The organism is Microbacterium sp. EB106-03-03-XG65, from assembly GCF_058791955.1.
In genome coordinates this window covers 1470514-1488322 of sequence record NZ_JBYTEB010000001.1, presented here as the reverse complement: position 1 = coordinate 1488322, position 17809 = coordinate 1470514, and the positions used below count along the sequence as shown (strand labels likewise).

12 protein-coding genes are annotated in these 17809 nt (G+C 67.9%); 9 read left to right on the top strand and 3 right to left on the bottom strand.

Annotation, left to right across the window (positions count from 1 at the left end; translation table 11 throughout):
• Positions 1-71: 71 nt before the first annotated feature.
• Positions 72-3326, bottom strand: a complete 3255-nt coding sequence (locus AC3WS6_RS06970; RefSeq protein WP_492500317.1) for a family 20 glycosylhydrolase — start codon at positions 3324-3326, stop codon at positions 72-74.
• Complete coding sequence (locus AC3WS6_RS06965; protein ID WP_492500316.1) at positions 3317-4537, bottom strand: alanine racemase; 1221 nt, start codon at positions 4535-4537, stop codon at positions 3317-3319. Before AC3WS6_RS06965 ends, AC3WS6_RS06970 begins: the two co-directional genes overlap by 10 nt.
• Positions 4538-4562: 25 nt before the next feature.
• Between AC3WS6_RS06965 and AC3WS6_RS06960 the strand changes: the two genes are divergently transcribed.
• A complete protein-coding gene (locus tag AC3WS6_RS06960) occupies positions 4563-4970 on the top strand; it encodes a RidA family protein (protein ID WP_492500315.1) in 408 nt (135 codons plus the stop codon).
• A gap of 98 nt (positions 4971-5068) precedes the next feature.
• Positions 5069-6595: a L,D-transpeptidase family protein gene (locus AC3WS6_RS06955; protein ID WP_492500314.1), complete on the top strand. Its 1527-nt coding sequence runs from the start codon at positions 5069-5071 to the stop codon at positions 6593-6595.
• A gap of 90 nt (positions 6596-6685) precedes the next feature.
• Here the strand turns inward: AC3WS6_RS06955 and AC3WS6_RS06950 are convergent, their stop codons facing one another.
• Complete coding sequence (locus tag AC3WS6_RS06950; RefSeq protein WP_492501462.1) at positions 6686-8905, bottom strand: NADP-dependent isocitrate dehydrogenase; 2220 nt, start codon at positions 8903-8905, stop codon at positions 6686-6688.
• 180 nt (positions 8906-9085) lie between these two features.
• On the opposite strand from AC3WS6_RS06950, the gene AC3WS6_RS06945 reads away from it, so the two are divergent.
• The 7 genes from AC3WS6_RS06945 (at position 9086) to AC3WS6_RS06915 (ending at position 17797) form a co-directional block, all read left to right on the top strand.
• The gene (locus AC3WS6_RS06945; protein WP_492500313.1) at positions 9086-9544 is read left to right on the top strand and encodes a GNAT family N-acetyltransferase; all 459 of its coding nucleotides are present in this window, start codon (positions 9086-9088) and stop codon (positions 9542-9544) included.
• Positions 9545-9754: 210 nt separating this feature from the next.
• Entirely contained in the window at positions 9755-10768 is a 1014-nt protein-coding gene (locus AC3WS6_RS06940) for a LacI family DNA-binding transcriptional regulator (RefSeq protein ID WP_492500312.1), read from the top strand.
• 128 nt (positions 10769-10896) lie between these two features.
• Complete coding sequence (locus AC3WS6_RS06935) at positions 10897-12204, top strand: ABC transporter substrate-binding protein (protein WP_492500311.1); 1308 nt, start codon at positions 10897-10899, stop codon at positions 12202-12204.
• A gap of 58 nt (positions 12205-12262) precedes the next feature.
• On the top strand, positions 12263-13228 hold the full coding sequence (locus AC3WS6_RS06930) for a carbohydrate ABC transporter permease (RefSeq protein WP_492500310.1): 966 nt from the start codon (positions 12263-12265) through the stop codon (positions 13226-13228).
• Positions 13228-14115, top strand: coding sequence for a carbohydrate ABC transporter permease (locus AC3WS6_RS06925; RefSeq protein ID WP_492500309.1), 888 nt, complete (start codon positions 13228-13230; stop codon positions 14113-14115). Before AC3WS6_RS06930 ends, AC3WS6_RS06925 begins: the two co-directional genes overlap by 1 nt.
• The gene (gene yicI, locus AC3WS6_RS06920) at positions 14115-16364 is read left to right on the top strand and encodes an alpha-xylosidase (protein ID WP_492500308.1); all 2250 of its coding nucleotides are present in this window, start codon (positions 14115-14117) and stop codon (positions 16362-16364) included. The genes AC3WS6_RS06925 and yicI overlap by 1 nt, the downstream gene beginning before the upstream one ends.
• Complete coding sequence (locus AC3WS6_RS06915; protein WP_492500307.1) at positions 16361-17797, top strand: GH1 family beta-glucosidase; 1437 nt, start codon at positions 16361-16363, stop codon at positions 17795-17797. Before yicI ends, AC3WS6_RS06915 begins: the two co-directional genes overlap by 4 nt.
• Positions 17798-17809: the final 12 nt, after the last annotated feature.

Here is a 17809-nt window from a genome sequence, read left to right as displayed (position 1 = left end):
GTAGACCTTACGAACAAAAATTGTGCAAGCCCAGCCCGGCACCGCGCCGGGAGGGTTACCGAAACGTTACATTACTGCGAAGACGACGTCTGCGTCGACGCGGATCTGTCACGAAGACCCGCCACGAGGCCCTCCACGATCTCTTCCCGAGCGGCCCGCGTGAGGGGCTTCCCCGGCACGCCGGGACGACGCTGTTCGGGCGAGGGCCCGCTCAGGGGACGATACCGCACCCCCGCCTCGGCGAGGCGTCTCAGGTGCACCGGGATCCGGCGCGCGAACCCCTCGAGATCGCGAGGCTCTCCCCCGTCCCACAGCCGCTCGGCGATCGCCGACAGGCGAGGGAACAGAGCGAAGTCCACGCGATCCCGAGTGGGCAGATGCTCTGTCCACACGTTCGCCTGCCCACCCAGCGCCCGATCGTCGATCTGGAGCGCATACGTCGTCTCCAGCGACAGCGGAGGCCCCACTCTGATCGGCTCTTCCGCGGAATCCGACTGCGGGTAGTCGAGGTAGACCTGCAGATCGGGACACGCGATGACCGGGATGCCGCGGCTCAGTGCCTCACGCATCGCGACAGGGCCGCGCCACGCGAGGATGCTCACCCCCGCCGGGACCTCGCCCTCCAGCACCTCGTCCCACGCGAGTGCCGTGCGTCCCCGGGAACGCACATGCTCGACGAAGTGCGCCGTGAACCACGGCTGCACGTCGTGCGGGCCCGGAAGACCGAGTGCGCGCATACGCTCCTGCGCCGCGGGGCTGCGCTCCCATTCCGTCACGGGCACCTCGTCGCCGCCGATGCCGATCCACGGCGAGTCGAAGAGGTCGCACAGCGCGTCGATCGCCGCTTTCCCGAACTCGAGGGCGGCCTCGGTGGGTGCCAGAGTGTGAGGGTTCACGCCGAACCGCTCCCACGGAGTCGTGATCGGCGCGCCGGCGTCGACGTTCCCGAGGTCGGGATACGCCGCGAGCGCCGCTTGCACGTGCCCGGGCAGCTCGACCTCGGGCACGAGCGTCACGAATCGCTCCGCGGCGTAGTCGACGAGGTCGCGGAGCTCGGCATCCGTGTAAGACCCCTCATGCACCCCCGGCTCGACGGTGGCGAGCGGACCGTGCCCCCGCTGCGTCGCCTCGCGGCGCGCGCCCACCTGCGTCAACCGCGGATACCCGGGCACGCGGAAGCGCCAACCCTGATCGTCGGTGAGATGCAGGTGCAGCACGCTGAGGTGGTGATCGGCCATCAGATCGATCAGGCGACGCACGTCCTCTGCGGGGCGGAAGTGCCTCGCCACGTCGAGCATCAGCCCGCGCCAGCCGAACGCGGGGGCACCCTGCCACACGCCGGCGGGAACGAGATGGCGCGTGCCGCCGGGCGTGCGGAACTGACGCAGCACCGCTGCCCCGCGGAACACACCGGCGGGCGTCGCCCCGACGAGGTCGACGCCCTCGTGCGTCACCGTGACACGGAAGGCCTCATCGGCGACCCGGTCTCGGGCGAACGGCTCGCGGCCGAGCGAGGGATCGACGGAGAGTCTGATCGGGGATGCCTGGTCGGACTCCGGCATCCCGCTCCGAAGACGCGCAGCGGATGCCGAGAGCCCGACGGGCGAGAGGACAGGCGTGCCGTCGACCCACGCGAACGGTTCGGCCGCCGGGTCGATCGTCGACTCGATGAAGGGCACCGTGGCGCGATGCGGTGCGGGCGGCATCCGCAGCGCACGCCCCGGGGCGGCTCCCGTGACGGCTCCGTCGACGACGACGGGCACGCCTCCGACGAGCACCTCGGCGATCCCGATCGGAGCGTCGTGCGGAAGCTCGAACGTCGCACCCGCCTCGACGGACGCGGGATCGAAGAGCACGAGATCCGCCGCAGCCCCGACCCGGATGACTCCGCGGGGCGCGTCTGCGCGATCGAGCCCGAGACGGGCGGCCGGGGTGCCCGAGAGGTGCCGCACCGCCTCCTCGAGCGTGAGGACACCGAGGTCTCGTGCATAGGTGCCGAGATAGCGCGGGAAGGTTCCTCGCGCTCGCGGGTGCGGCCGGCCCCCGATGAGTATTCCGTCGCTGCCTCCGCAGTGCCGGGGGTGCCGCATGATCGCCTGCACGTTCTGCTCATCCCCGATGTGCATCAGGATGCTCGTGGCTCCCGAGTCGGCGACGATCGTGTCGAGCACGACGTCGACCGCACGACGCCCTGACGACTGTGCGATCTCGGCCACCGTCCGGCCCACGAGGTCGGCGAGGGAAGAGTCACCGGTCCCCGCGATCTGGATGGTCGTCCAGTCGGCCGGCTCACCGTGGAAGCCGTCGCATCCGATCTCCTCGAGTTCGACACGCACCGCCTCGCGCTGAGCCGCATCGAGACGGGTGATCGTGCCGAGCAGGTCGCCGCTCTGTGAGAGCCTGCTCGGCAACAGCGCCGACAGCGTCGTCGCTCCGGGCAGATACGGATACGTGTCGAGAGTCACGTCGACACCCGCGGCGAGCGCCTCGTCGACCAGCGCCAGGAACTCCGCTGCGCGCCCGCGGTTCGGGGCGAAGTTCATGGTGGCGTGGGTGAGATGCACGGGGCACCCCGTGCGCCGCCCGATGTCGAGCGCCTCGCGATAGGCGTCGAGAGCCGCACCGCCGTAGCTGCGGGTATGCGGGGCCCAGTAGCCTCCACGCTCGGCGACGACACGGCACAGAGCTTCGAGCTCGGCGGTGTCGGCGTACATCCCCGGCGTGTAGGTGAGTCCGCTCGACATGCCGAAGGCACCCGCGTCCATCGCCTCACCGAGGAGCGCCGACATCGCCGCGAGCTCCTCGTCCGTCGCCGCGCGGTTCTCGTGCCCGACGACGATCATGCGCAGGTTTCCCTGCGGCACGAGCATCGCTGCGTTCGCGACGGTCGTCGCGTCGATCGCCGTCAGCAGGTCGTCCATCGTGCGCCAGGGCACATCATCCGGCGTCCCGTTCCATCCCGCGATCTGCGACGGGATGGAAGAGGCCGCGGCGTCGTCGAGCGGTGCATACCCGAGTCCGTCCTGGCCGAGCACCTCGGTCGTGACGCCCTGGAGGATCTTCGCGTCGTGTGCAGGTCCGCGCAGCACGGCGAGGTCGCTGTGCGCGTGCATGTCGATGAACCCCGGCGCGAGCACCATCCCCACCGCATCGACCTCGACCGCACTCGGGGGAAGGACCAGCTCGGTCGCATCACCCCCGGTGATCACGGCGACGATGCGATCGCCTTCGACGGCCACGTCCGCCTCGAAGCGCTCGGCACCCGTGCCGTCGACGACCGTCGCCCCGCGATAGATCCGAACCGGCTTCTCGGTGCTCAGAAGCATGTCGCCACGGCTCCGATCACGCGCGGATCCGCCGCATCCGGATCGTCGATGACAGCGACCACCCGCCACTTGTCGAACGCCGTGCACGGGTGCGACAGCCCGAGCCTGACCACCTCTCCGGGGTGCACCTCCGCGCCATCTGCGAGCTGCAGGAACGCGTGCTGGTCGTTGAGCGCCGTGATCTCGCCCGCGACCGACTGCGGCACCGGCAGGTCGAGGTCGAACGGCACGTCGCGGCGACCCGCATCGAGCAGCGCGAGACCCGCCTCGGGCTGCGAGAGCACACGCGACCACGCGTGCATCGCCGAGCGAAGGGGCTCTGTGCCGGTGAGAGGCCCGAAGGGCGACATGCGCGAGTAGAAGCCGTCGTCATGGATCTGGAATGCCCCGGAACGCAGCACCACGTCGACGTCGTCCGCGCCGAGGGGAGCGAGCACGGCTGCGGCGCGATCGGGGAACGAGCTCCCGCCCGCACTCACCACCGGGCGGACGTCTTCGGGGTACTCGAGCCGCGAGTGCAGGTCGACGAGCGTCTCCAGGTACGCATCGACGGCGGCGACCGATGCCTCGCTGCGATCAGGACCGAACGGGCCCTCGTATCCGGTGACGCCCGCCAGGCGGAGTCCGGGTGTCGAGCGGATCGCCTGCGCGATCTGCTCCCCTTCCTCCACCGTGCGCGCGCCGGTCCTTCCGCCGGCACCGCCGAGCTCGACGAGCACATCGAGCGGGTGCGCGGCGTCGATGCCGGCGGCTGCCAGCAGCTGCACCGCGGCGACCGAGTCTGCCCAGCACAGGATCCGCAGATCCTCGTCGGCCGCACGCAGCGCTCCGAGCCTGCGAGCCGCAGTCGTGTCGGTGAGTCCGTTCGCGATCAGTACGGTGCCGACCCCCGCCTCCACCGCGACCTCCGCCTGCCAGGGCGTGGCGACCGAGATGCCCCACGCTCCTGCGTCGAGGAGTCGCTGCCACAGCGCGGGTGCCATGGTCGTCTTGCCGTGCGGCGCGAGCAGCACGCCCTGGTCGGCGGCCCACGAGAAGACCGTGTGCTCGTTGTGCGCGAGAGCGGCCTCGTGCACGGTGAGCACAGGCGTCGACATGTCGGACAGGTGCAGCCCCGCGCCCGCCACCTCGGAGAGTCGCAGGCCGGCCGCTCTCGCCGAGAAGCCCTTCGCCCAGGCGCCGAGTGTGGGATCCGGAATTTGTAGAGGCATCTAACAAGGCTACTAGGCTGTCGGTATGACTGCGAAGACCCGCGTTTCGACCACCGCCGCCCCCGCGCCCGCCCACACTTTCTCGCAGGGAGTGCGCAAGGGCCCGATCGTCCAGGTCTCCGGCCAGGGCCCGGTCGACCCCCAGACGAACGAGTACCTCTTCCCGGGTGATGTCGCCGCGCAGACGACGCGCACCCTCGAGAACGTGAAGGCGATCGTCGAGGCGTCGGGCGCTACCTTCGACGACGTCGTGATGCTGCGGGTCTACCTCACCAAGCGCGAAGACTTCCCGATCATGAACGAGGCGTACGGCGAGTTCGTGACCGCCCACACCACGAGCGACGTCCTCCCCTCGCGTACGACCGTCTTCACCGGCCTCCCCCGGGAGGAGATGCTCGTCGAGATCGACGGACTCGCGGTCGTCACCGACTGACGCCAGCGGCTCCGCGCGCTCTATATCACGACCGTTGCCTCCCCGTTACATCCGATCCCGTACGATTAGCGATATACAGGCCACGTGAGAACCGGGGGGTGAAGTTCGTGACCGATCTGATCTCAGCTGACGATGCGAAGACCGCGAAGCTGAATGAGGTACCGACCTCGGGCGCAGGTCTCGATTCCGCCACGCCACCGAGCGGTGGTGCTGACGCACCGACTGACTCGCTTCCCCCCAGCGACGGGGATGCTCCGGTCGCATGGGCACCGATCGAACCCACACCGAAGAAGAAGCGTCTCGGGCTGTGGATCGGCCTCGGTGTCGGTGTCGTGGCGCTCGGCGCAGGCGCCGCGTCGATGATCCTGATCGCCCCCGGCACGACGGTCGCGGGCATTCCCGTGGGCTGGATGACGCCGGGCGCTGCCGCCGACGCCATCGACGCGCACGTCGAGACCACCGAGATCACGCTGACCGGCGCCGACGGCGACGTCGTGCTCAGCGGTGCGGAGCTCGGGGCGAGCATCGATTCCGCGGCTCTGGCCGACCAGGCGTTCGCTGAGCGCCCGCTCTGGAACATCGGGGCATGGTCGGGAGACCCCGTGCCGGGAGACATCACCCTCGATGCCGCCACCGCAGACGCGACTCTTCGCGAGGCCGTGCCGTCGAGCTTCGAGGAGCCGGTCGACGCCGGAGTCGTCTACGACGGCACCGCCGGCGCCTTCACCATCACACCCTCCGCCCCCGGAACGGCTGTGGATGTGGATGCCCTCACTGCGGCGATCGCCGATGCGGTCGCCGAGGGCGGGAAGAGCCTGGAGTTCCCCGCGGGACCCGCTGAGGCCGCGCCCGCGGTGACCGACGAGGATGCGACGGCAGTCGCGGCGTCGATGAATCAGATGCTCGGTTCCGTCGGGTTCTACATCGGCGAGGAGCGCACAGTGCCCATCGACCCGGCGACGGTGTCGACCTGGGTGAGCGTCGTCGACGACGGCGGCGAGCTGCGCATCGTGGCGGATGCGGCGGCGATCCAGGCGACGGTCGACGGCCTCGCAGGAATCGTCGACCGCGCACCGGTGAACGCGACGAACATCGTGAACTCCTCCGGCGAGATCCTGCGCGTCGAGACCGCGGGTGTCACCGGGCGAGCGGTCGGAGACACCTCGAACCTGGCCGCCGAAGCCGCCGCGAACCTCGAGAGCGGCAATGGCGTCTTCCAGATCCAGGTCGCGGAGACTCCTTTCGAATCCGTGAACCTCGCGCGCCGCATCGACGTCGACCTCGGTTCGCAGACTGCCACGCTCATCGAGAACGGCAACATCGTGCGCTCGTGGTCGATCTCCTCCGGCAAGGCCGCGACGCCCACCGATGTCGGCAACTTCACGGTGTACGCACACCTGCGGTCGCAGAACATGAAGAGCCGTGAGCCCGACGGATCGATCACCGAGACGCCCAACGTGCCCTGGGTCACGTACTTCAACGGCGACGAGGGTTTCCACGGCACCTACTGGCACAACGACTTCGGCAACCCGCGCAGCCACGGCTGCATCAACATGCCGATCGACGTTGCGAAATTCGTCTACGACTGGTCTCCGATCGGCATGGAAGTCTCGGTTCACAACTGACCCGCGAGGGCCCGGCGCACACAGCGCTGCGGCCCGCGACACGAAGAAGGGGCCGGATGCTCTCGCATCCGGCCCCTTCTCGCATGTCGCTCAGCTCAGCGCATCGACGATGCCGTTCAGCGTCGCGGACGGGCGCATGACAGCGGTGACGAGAGCGTCGTCAGGACGGTAGTAGCCGCCGATCTCGACGGCCTTGCCCTGCACCGCGTTGAGCTCGGAGACGATCTTCTCCTCGTTCTCGGCGAGTGTGGCTGCGACAGGCGCGAATGCCGCGGCGAGCTCGGCATCCTTCGTCTGGTCGGCCAGCTCCTGAGCCCAGTACAGACCGAGGTAGAAGTGGCTGCCGCGGTTGTCGATCGTGCCGAGCGCACGGCCTGGCGAGCGGTCCTCCTCGAGGAAGGTGCCGGTCGCGGCGTCGAGCGTCTCCGCCAGGACACGGGCTTTCTCATTGCCGGTGCGGTCGGCGAAGTGCTCGAGCGACGCGGCCAGTGCGAAGAACTCACCCAGAGAGTCCCAGCGAAGGTAGTTCTCCTCGACGAGCTGCTGCACGTGCTTGGGGGCGGACCCACCTGCACCGGTCTCGAACAGGCCTCCTCCCGCGAGGAGCGGGACGATCGACAGCATCTTCGCGCTGGTGCCGACCTCGAGGATCGGGAACAGGTCGGTGAGATAGTCACGCAGCACGTTTCCGGTCACCGAGATGGTGTCGAGGCCGTGACGCATCCGCGCGAGCGTGTAGCGGGTGGCCTCCTCGGGGGCGAGGATCGTGATCGTGAGCCCCTTGGTGTCGAGCGTTGCGAGCCCCTGGTGCACCTTGGCGATGATCTGGGCGTCGTGCGAGCGGTTCGCGTCGAGCCAGAACACCGCGGGCACGCCCGTGGCGCGAGCGCGAGAGACCGCGAGCTTGACCCAGTCCATGACCGGGATGTGCTTCGTCTGCGTCGCACGCCAGATGTCGCCGGCGCCGACCTCGTGCTCGATCAGCACGGTGCCTTCGCTGTCGAGCACCTGCACGGTGCCGGCCGTGGCGATCTCGAAGGTCTTGTCGTGGCTGCCGTACTCCTCGGCCGCCTGTGCCATCAGCCCCACGTTCGGCACGGTGCCGATCGTGGCGGGATCCAGCGGTCCGTTGGCGATCACGTCGTCGATGACCGCCTGGTAGACGCTCGCGTACGACGAGTCGGGGATGACCGCGAGGGTGTCGGCCTCGCCGCCGTCCTTGCCCCACAGCTTGCCGCCGTTGCGGACGAGAGCGGGCATCGACGCGTCGACGATCACGTCGCTGGGCACATGAAGGTTTGTCGTGCCCTTGTCGGAGTTCACGTACGAGAGACGCGGCCCCTCGGCGATCGCCTTATCGAATGCGGCCGCGATCTCGGCGCCGTCGGCGATGGACCCGAGGCCCGCGAGGATCGAGCCGAGACCGTCGTTCGGGTTGAGTCCCGCCGCCGCGAGCTTGTCGCCGTACTGGGCGAACACGTCCTTGAAGAAGACCCGCACGACGTGACCGAAGATGATCGGGTCGCTGACCTTCATCATCGTGGCCTTGAGGTGCACCGAGTACAGCACGTCGTCGTTCTTCGCCGTCTCGAGCGTCTCGGCGAGGAACTCATCGAGGTGCGCGGCCGAAAGGAAGGTGGCGTCGATGATCTCGCGCGGCAGGACCTTGAGCCCCTCCTTGAGGATCGTCACGGTGCCGTCTGCGGCGGTGTGGCGGAAGCTCAGGACGTCGTCGTGGGCGGCGACCCAGGAGCGCTCGTTGTGCTTGAAGTCGTCGTGGCCGAGCGTCGCGACGCGGGTCTTCGACCCTTCAGCGAACGGCTTGTTGCGGTGCGGGTGCTTCGTCGCGTAGTTCTTGACGGCCAGCGGCGCCCGGCGGTCGCTGTTGCCTTCACGGAGCACCGGGTTGACGGCGGATCCCTTGATGCGGTCGTAGCGTGCGCGGACGTCCTTCTCCTCGAGGGAGGCGGGCTCGTCCGGGAAGTCGGGGATGTCGTACCCCTGCGCCTGCAGCTCGGCGATCGCGCCCTTGAGCTGCGGGATCGAGGCCGAGATGTTCGGGAGCTTGATGATGTTCGCCTCGGGCAGCGTGGCCAGGCCGCCGAGCTCTGCGAGCGAGTCGCCGACCTGCTGCTCGGGCGTGAGCTTCTGCGGGAACGCGGCGAGGATGCGTCCTCCGAGCGAGATGTCGCGGGTCTCGACCTCGATACCCGCCTGGCCCGTGAAGGCCTTGATGATCGGCAGGAAGGAAGCCGTGGCGAGAGCCGGAGCCTCGTCCGTGTAGGTGTAGATGATGGCGTCGTCGGTCACCAGGAGGTTCTCCGTTCGCGAGGGCATATTTGTCTCGATACCAAGATACCTGAGCCTCCCCCGGGACACGTCCGCGGGAGGTGGGGCCGGCACATCGACTTCCGGCATTCCGCGGTCAGGGACCCCTGACGAAAGTCGAGGTTTCTACCAGGCACCCGGCGGAGGGGCTAGCCTGTGACTATGTCCGAACTGCGCATGGTCGAACTCTCCGCCGCGACGATCGTCGCCGTGAACAACCTGTCGCTGAAGCCCGGACAGGAGCAGTTCCTCGCTCCGGTGTCCTACGGCATCGCGGCGACCGTCATCAACCCTCAGACCTCCTGGCAGCGAGTCGTCCTCGACGGCGATCAGGTCGTCGGCTTCGTCAGCGCGAACTTCGACGAAGAGGCCCCCGAGGAGCACTTCCGCTCGGTCCTTTGGCGAGTCAACGTCGACGCAGACGATCAGGGCAAGGGCGTCGGCCGTTTCGCGGTCGAGAGCCTTCTCGAAGAGGCCCGCGCCCGCGGCTTCGATCACGTCAACGTCATCTACGAAGCCGGAGAAGACGGCCCTGAGGCCTTCTTCCTGCGCGTCGGATTCACTCCCGTCGGAGAGACCGAGTACTCCGAGGTCATCGCAGAGATCCGCGTCGACTCCTAGACCGGCGGCGGGGCCTCGAATCCCCTCCCCCATCGAGGCCTCGTCGCCATCGCCGCTGACTCACGGGAACGCTCCCACATCCCCGCAGGCTTTTTGTTGCGATCCGCCACAAAACGCTTGCGCCCGGCGTGGAACCGTGCGTATCATCGCCTCAGACGCGCAAGCGAAGCGTTTCGATGAATTCCCGGTACGAGCGACGATGGAGTCAGCATGGCGACGATCCACGAGGTGGCGAGAGCTGCCGGAGTGTCGATCAGTACCGTCTCCTACGCGCTGAGCGGAAAGCGTCCGGTGTCGGAGAAGACCCGGATCCGCATCGAGGGCGCCGCGCGGGACCTCGGCTACGAACCCGACGCCGGAGCCAGGATGCTCGCGGGTCGACGCACGCACATCTTCGCTCTCACCGAGCCCCTGCGGGCCGACACCCATGCCCCGACGCACATGGCGTTCGTGCTCGCCACAGCCGTGGCCGCTCGACGCCGTGGCTACGACATCCTGCTCCTCACCGACGAGCAGGCTTCCGACGGCATGAACCGAGTCGCCGCGAGCAGACTGGTCGACGCCATCCTGGTGCTCGACGTGGCCCCGGACGACGAGCGGGCGGCCATCGCACGCAGCGTCCGCACCCCGACCGTGTTCATCGGCATCCCCGACGACCCCGATGGCCTCACGTGCGTCGACCTCGACTTCGAGTCCGCCGGGGGCCTCGCGGTCGATCGGATGGCGGATGCCGGCCACTCGCGGGTGACCCTGCTCGGACAGACCGAGGTCTCGTACCGCAAGTCGAACTTCCCCCGACGCCTCCTCCGAGGTGCCGAGGGACGCGCGGCGGACCGCGGTGTCGCTCTCGAGTGGGTGACGACAGGCTCGTCCGCGACCGATCCGTCGGCGGTCCGCTCGGCGACCGAAGATGCTCTGGACCGTGGCGTCCGCGCATTCATCGTGCACGCGGTCGGCGACGTCCACGACGTCCTTCTGCGCACCCTCGACGAGCGCGGGCTGCAGGTCGGCACGGACGTGTCGATCATCTCGGCGGCAGCGTCGTTCGACACGTCTGCTCTCGCGACGCCCATCGACACGATCCCTCTGATCCCCGCACGATCGTGCGAGCTGGCGGTCGAACTCGCCGACACCCACCTCGACCGGCCCGGCACCGCACCGCGCATCCACCTCATCCCTCCCGAGTACCACTCCTCCGGATCGATCGCTCCCGCCCGGGAGTGATCAGCGGCGGAGACGCATACGCGCATCTGCATCATCGAAACGCTTCGATGATGTCGCGTGACAACTGAAGAGAAGAACGACCCACCGATGTGTCCGGCCTCATGGCCCATCAGAAAGGAGTGCCGACGATGGCACGCGACATCCGCAGGACGAAGACGCTGGCCGCCCTGGCCGCGCTGACGGCGACAGGGATCGCGCTCAGCGGCTGCACCGCAGGATCCTCCGAAGAGGGAGGCGACGGGCAGACCCTCAAGCTCTGGCATTACGAAGGAGCAGACAGCGCGATGGGCAAGGCCTGGGCCGAGGCGATCGAGATCTTCGAAGAGGAGACCGGAGCGACCGTCGAGTTCGAGGAGAAGTCCTTCGAGCAGATCCAGAAGACCGCGAGCCAGGTGCTCGACACCGACGCCGCCCCCGATCTGATGGAGTTCAACAAGGGCAACGCCACCGCCGGATTCCTCGCCTCCACCGGACTGATCTCCGACATTTCGGATGCGGTCGACGAGTACGGCTGGGCTGACAAGCTCGCTCCGTCGCTGCAGACCACCGCCAAGTACTCCGAAGACGGCGTGATGGGCGGCGACACCTGGTTCGGTGTTCCGAACTACGGAGAGTTCGTGGGCGTCTATTACAACCAGGACGCGTTCGCCGCGGCGGGGCTTGAGATCCCGACCACGTACGAGGAGTTCGTCGGCGTGCTCGACGCCTTCGTCGCGCAGGGCGTCACCCCGCTGGCGGAGGCCGGAGCCGAGTACCCGCTGGGACAGCTCTGGTACCAGCTCGCCCTGAACGAGGCCGACCGCGGCTTCGTCGACGACTACCAGCTCTACAAGGAACCGGTCGACTGGCAGGGGCCCGAGATCACCGCGGCGACCGAGACGCTGAAGGAGTACGTCGACAAGGGGTACATCGCCTCGGACGTGTCGTCTGTCAAGGCGGAGGACGCCGGAGTGTCGTTCATCAACGGCACCGCACCGATCTTCGTCTCGGGTTCGTGGTGGTTCGGTCGCTTCGTCGCCGAGGCGACCGACTTCGACTGGACGCTGACCGCCTTCCCCGGCGCCGACCTGTCGCTCGGCTCTTCCGGCAACCTGTGGGTCGTTCCCGAGAACGCGGCCAACAAGGAACTGGCGTACGAGTTCATCGACATCACGATGCGGCCCGAGATCCAGGCGATCATCGGCAACAACGGCGGTCTCCCGGTCGCCGCCGACACCGCGGACATCACCGATGAGAAGAGCGCGGCACTGATCGAGACGTTCAACGGCGTGCTCGACGCCGACGGGCTCTCGTTCTACCCGGACTGGCCCGCGCCGGGCTTCTACGACGTGATCGTCCAGGAGCTCCAGGGACTCATCACCGGCTCGCAGGACGCCGAGACCACCAACGAGAACCTCGGCGAGCAGTACGACGAGGGCACCGCGGAATTCCGTTGATCCATTCGCGGGGGCGGCATCCGGATCGGACCGCCCCCGCATCCTCCTGGAGATGAAAATGTCACTCGCCACCCGCCGTGAGGGCCGCACGAAGCTGCCGCCCGAAGAGCCGTCGATCCCGCAGCGCCGCGGAGGGACCGGCGCGTACTGGCTGTACCTGCTCCCCGGCTTCGTGCTCCTGCTCGTCGTCGTCATCGTCCCGCTCATCTGGAACGTCTACCTCACCTTCACGAAGTGGAAGGGAGTACGCGCTCCGGAGTTCATCGGGCTCGAGAACTGGCAGAAGATCCTCACCGACGACGACTTCTGGACCTCGTTCCAGAACTCCGTCTGGATGATCATCGCCATGGTGGTCGTTCCGACGATCGTCGGCCTCATGGTCGCGGCTCTCCTGTTCGATGTCGTCGGTCGCAAGTTCGGCGGCAAGGTCGGAAGCTTCCTGCGAGCCACCTACTACCTCCCGCAGATCCTTCCCATCGCCGTCGCCGGCATCGTGATCGGCTGGATCGTGCGCCCCGGTGGCGACGGCGCGCTCAACCAGATCCTCAGCTGGTTCGGCATCCCGGCCTACGACTGGCTCGGCCAGATGCCCTCGGCGCTGATCGTGCTCATGGTGGTCATGGTGTGGGTGCAGCTCGGCTATCCCGTCGTCGTCTTCATGGCCGCTCTCCAGCGCGTCGACCCCGAGCTCTACGAGGCCGCCGAGCTCGACGGGGCCAACTGGTTCCAGCGCTTCTCCGCCATCACGATGAGCATCATCCGCCCCGAGATCTTCGTCGTCACCCTGACCTGCACGATCGCCGCTCTGAAGGTGTTCGGCCCGGTCTACATCATCACGCGCGGTGGCCCCGCAGGTTCGACCCTCGTGCCGGCCTACTACGCGTATCAGGAGTTCTTCACCAAGCGGAACGTGGGCTACGGCGCGACGATCGCCACCGTCCTCACGATCGTCGTGGTGATCGTCTCGATCATCTTCATCCGCGTCCAGAACTCCCTCGAGCGCAAGGAAAGGGCGGGTCTGTGATGCACGCCACCACTGCCATCGTCACCGGCAAGCCGACCAAGGCGCGTCCGCGCGGCGGCATGACCAAGAAGCGCCCGGTCGACTGGCTGCTCCTCGCGCTCGTCGTGATCGGCGCCCTGCTCGTGATCGCACCGTTCTACCTGGTGCTGGTCAACTCGTTCAAGTCACCGGTCGACTACGCGACCTCGGGACCGCTCGCGTTCCCCGAGACCCTCGATTTCGGCGGGATCATCACCTTCTGGGAGCGGGTCAACTTCCCCGAGAAGGTCTGGAACTCGATCTTCATCGCCGGCATCGTCTCGGTGCTCGCCGTCGTCATCTCGATGCTCAACGCCTTCGCGATCGGCATCGGTCGTGTCCGCGGCCGCAGCTGGATCGTGCTGCTGTTCCTGCTCGCGAACCTCCTGCCGCAGGAGGCGCTGCTGTACCCGCTGTACTACATGTTCAAATCGGTCGGTCTGTACGACAACGTGTGGTCGGTCATCATCGTGTTCACGGTGATCCAGGCGGCATTCGGGACCTATCTGCTGTCGTCGGTCTACGGCACCTTCCCGAAGGAGATCCTCGAGGCGGCGTCGCTCGACGGAGCGAGCCGATGGCAGATCCTCTGGCGCGTGGTCTTCCCGATCAGTCGTCCGACCCTCTCGGTGCTGCTCATCTTCTTCTTCATCTGGACGTGGAACGAGTTCCTCATCCCACTGACGTTCCTCGCGTCGAACGCCAACCAGACCGTGCCCGTCGCGATCAGCGTTCTGCAGGGCGATCGCCTGATGGACGTCACCACCACGAGCGCGTCGGCATTGCTGGGCATCATCCCCACGCTCATCTTCTTCCTCATCTTCCAGCGCACACTCACGCGCGGCATCACGGCAGGAGCAGTCAAGTAATGAAGTTCACCGATGGGTTCTGGCAGCTGCGTCCAGGCGTCACCGCGCTCTATGCGCAGGAGGCCTACGACATCGCCGAGACCACCGACACCCCAGACGGACCCGGCCTCGTCGTCACTGCGCCGACCATGACGATCACCAAGCGCGGCGACACTCTCAACAGGCCGGTGCTGACGACCACTCTCTCGTCTCCGGCGGAGGGTGTGATCCGCGTGCGCATCGCGCACCACGAGGGCGCGAGATGGCACGGCGGGTTCGGGCTCCCCGGCTCGGGCACAGCCGCCGCCTCGGCATCCGTCTCCGAAGCGGGGGGCACTCTCGACGCGGGCGCTCTCGTCGCCAGGATCGCGCCCGGCTCGCCGTGGAACCTCTCGTTCGAGGTCGACGGGCGCCGGGTGACCGGCAGCGGCCACAAAGCGCAGGGATACGTGCGACTCGCCCCCGGCGCGCAGGTCGATTCGGGGATCGTCGACAACGCCCGCCAGGGAGGGTCAGGGTCGAACGGCACTGCTCCCACCGCAACGGCTTTCGTGCACGAGCAGCTCGATCTCGGCGTCGGCGAGCTGATCTACGGGCTCGGCGAGCGTTTCGGCCCACTGGTCAAGAACGGCCAGTCGGTCGACATCTGGAACGCCGACGGCGGCACCTCCAGCGAACAGGCGTACAAGAGCATCCCGTTCCATCTGTCGAACCGCGGCTACGGCGTGCTGGTCAACGACCCCGGGCACGTGTCGTACGAGATCGGCTCGGAGTCCGTCGAGCGGGTGCAGTTCTCCGTCTCCGGCGAGGTGCTCGAGTACTTCGTCATCGCGGGGCCCACGCCCAAGGACGTGCTCGGACGATACACGGCGCTCACCGGCCGGCCGCCCGTCGTGCCGGCGTGGTCGTACGGCCTGTGGCTGTCGACGAGCTTCACCACCGACTACGACGAGCAGACCGTCAGCTCGTTCATCGATGAGATGGCGGCGCGAGAGCTGCCGGTGTCCCTGTTCCACTTCGACTGCTTCTGGATGCGCGAGTTCAACTGGTGCGACTTCGAGTGGGACCCCCGGGTCTTCCCCGACCCCGAGGGCATGCTGTCGCGGCTGCACCAGAAGGACCTGAGGGTCTGCGTGTGGATCAACCCCTACATCGCCCAGCGCTCCCCGCTCTTCCGTGAGGCGGCCGATCGCGGGTTCCTCGTCACCCGACCCGACGGATCCGTGTGGCAGTGGGATCTGTGGCAGGCGGGCATGGGCCTCGTCGACTTCACGAACCCCGACGCCACCGCGTGGTACCAGGGTCACCTGCGCCGGCTGATCGCGCAGGGCGTCGACTGTTTCAAGACCGACTTCGGCGAGCGCATCCCCACGGAGGTCGTCTGGGCAGACGGGTCCGACCCGGAGCGCATGCACAACCTCTACACCGATCTCTACAATCGCGCGGTGCACGACGTGCTCGTCGAGGCTCGCGGGGCCGACGACGCCGTGCTCTTCGCCCGCTCGGCGACGGCCGGTGGACAGAGCATGCCGGTGCACTGGGGCGGCGACTCGACGTCGACCTACGCATCGATGGCGGAGACGCTGCGCGGCGGGCTCTCGCTGGCCCTCAGTGGTTTCGCCTTCTGGAGCCACGACATCGGCGGCTTCGAAGGCACCCCGGATGCGGGCGTCTTCAAGCGATGGACCGCGTTCGGCCTGCTCGGCTCGCACTCGCGCTTCCACGGCTCGAGCTCGTACCGGGTGCCGTGGATGTTCGACGAAGAGGCCGTCGACGTCACGCGCCGGTTCACGCAGCTGAAGATGCGGCTGATGCCGTATCTGTATCAGCAGGGTCTGGATGCCGTGCACACGGGCCTCCCTCTGATGCGCCCCATGCAGGTGGAGTTCCCGCACGATCCGGCGGTCGGATACCTGGACCGTCAATACATGCTCGGCTCCAGCCTGCTCGTCGCCCCGGTCTTCTCCGCCGACGGAGCGGTCGAGTTCTATCTGCCCGATGGTGTGTGGACCTCACTGCTCACGGGCGAGACGGTGACGGGGGGCGGATGGCGCCGGGAGACGCACGGGTACGACTCGCTCCCCCTCTACGTGCGCTCCGGAGCGGTGCTGCCGTGGGGCGCGCGGAGCGACCGCCCCGACTACGACTACCACGACGGCCTGCAGCTGCGCGTGTTCCCCGGCGGCTCCGGCACCACGACGGTCGACGTGACCGCGCCCGATGGCGATCGACGCGTCTACACGGTCGATCTGTCGGAGGTGACCGGATGACCGCGCTCTCCCCCGCCGACGACTACCGCGGCACCGGACTCGTGTTCCCCGAAGGCTTCACGTTCGGTTCGGCCACGGCGTCGTACCAGATCGAAGGAGCCGCAGCAGAAGACGGACGCACGCCGTCGATCTGGGACACCTTCAGCAAGACTCCCGGCGCCGTGTGGAACGGCGACACGGGTGACGTCGCGTGCGATCACTATCACCGCGTCGAGCAGGATCTGGATCTCATGAGCGATCTCGGCCTGCAGGCGTACCGCTTCTCGATCGCCTGGCCGCGCATCGTGCCGACCGCCGAGGGGGCGGTGAACCAGGCCGGGGTCGACTTCTACTCGCGGATGGTCGACGGTCTGCTCGAGCGCGGCATCCGTCCTGTCGCGACCCTGTACCACTGGGACTTGCCGCAGTATCTGGAAGACGAAGGCGGGTGGACCGCCCGAGCGACCACCGATGCCTTCGAGAGGTACGCCGAGGTGATGGGCGCAGCCCTCGGCGACCGCGTGCACACCTGGACCACGCTCAACGAACCCTGGTGCTCCGCGTATCTGGGCTACGGCCAGGGCGGCCACGCTCCCGGGCGCCACGAGCCGGCGTCCGCGCTCGCGGCGGTGCATCACCTGAACCTGGCCCATGGGCGCGCGGTCCAGGCGCTGCGCGCGACCTCCACCGGGGATCCCGACTACTCGGTCACGCTCAACTTCCATGTGCTGCGCGGACGAGGCGAAGGCGCGGCGGAGGCCACCCGGCGCATCGATGCTCTCGCGAATCGGGCGTTCACCCATCCGATGCTCCGCGGCGAGTATCCGGCTGATCTGCTCGACGACACGGCATCCGTGTCGGATTGGTCCTTCGTACGCGAGGGCGACCTCGCCACCGTGAATCAGCCGATCGATGTGCTGGGCGTGAACTACTACTCCACCGCGACCGTGCAGCTGTGGGACGGAGTCTCGGCGAAGCAGCAGAACGACGGGCACAAGGGCGCCGCCGGCGGCACCGCGTGGCCGGGCAGTGACCAGCTGGTCGAGTTCGTCGAGCAGCCGGGACCGTACACGGCGATGGGCTGGAACATCGCTCCTGAGGGGCTGGAGGAGCTGCTCGTCTCTCTCGCGGAGCAGTTCCCCGAGCAGCCTCTGATGGTCACCGAGAACGGCGCGGCCTTCGACGACGAGGTCGGCGAAGACGGGTCCGTCTCCGACCCGGAGCGCACCGACTACCTGCGCCGCCATTTCACGGCCGCGCATCGCGCTCTGCAGCGCGGTGTCGATCTGCGCGGCTACTTCGTGTGGTCCCTGCTCGACAACTTCGAGTGGGGCTACGGCTACGCCAAGCGGTTCGGCATCGTGCGGGTCGACTTCGACACGCTCGAGCGCACGGTGAAGGACTCCGGGCACTGGTATCGCGACCTCGTGCGCACACGGACGATCGGGGCCTGATCCGTTCGGATG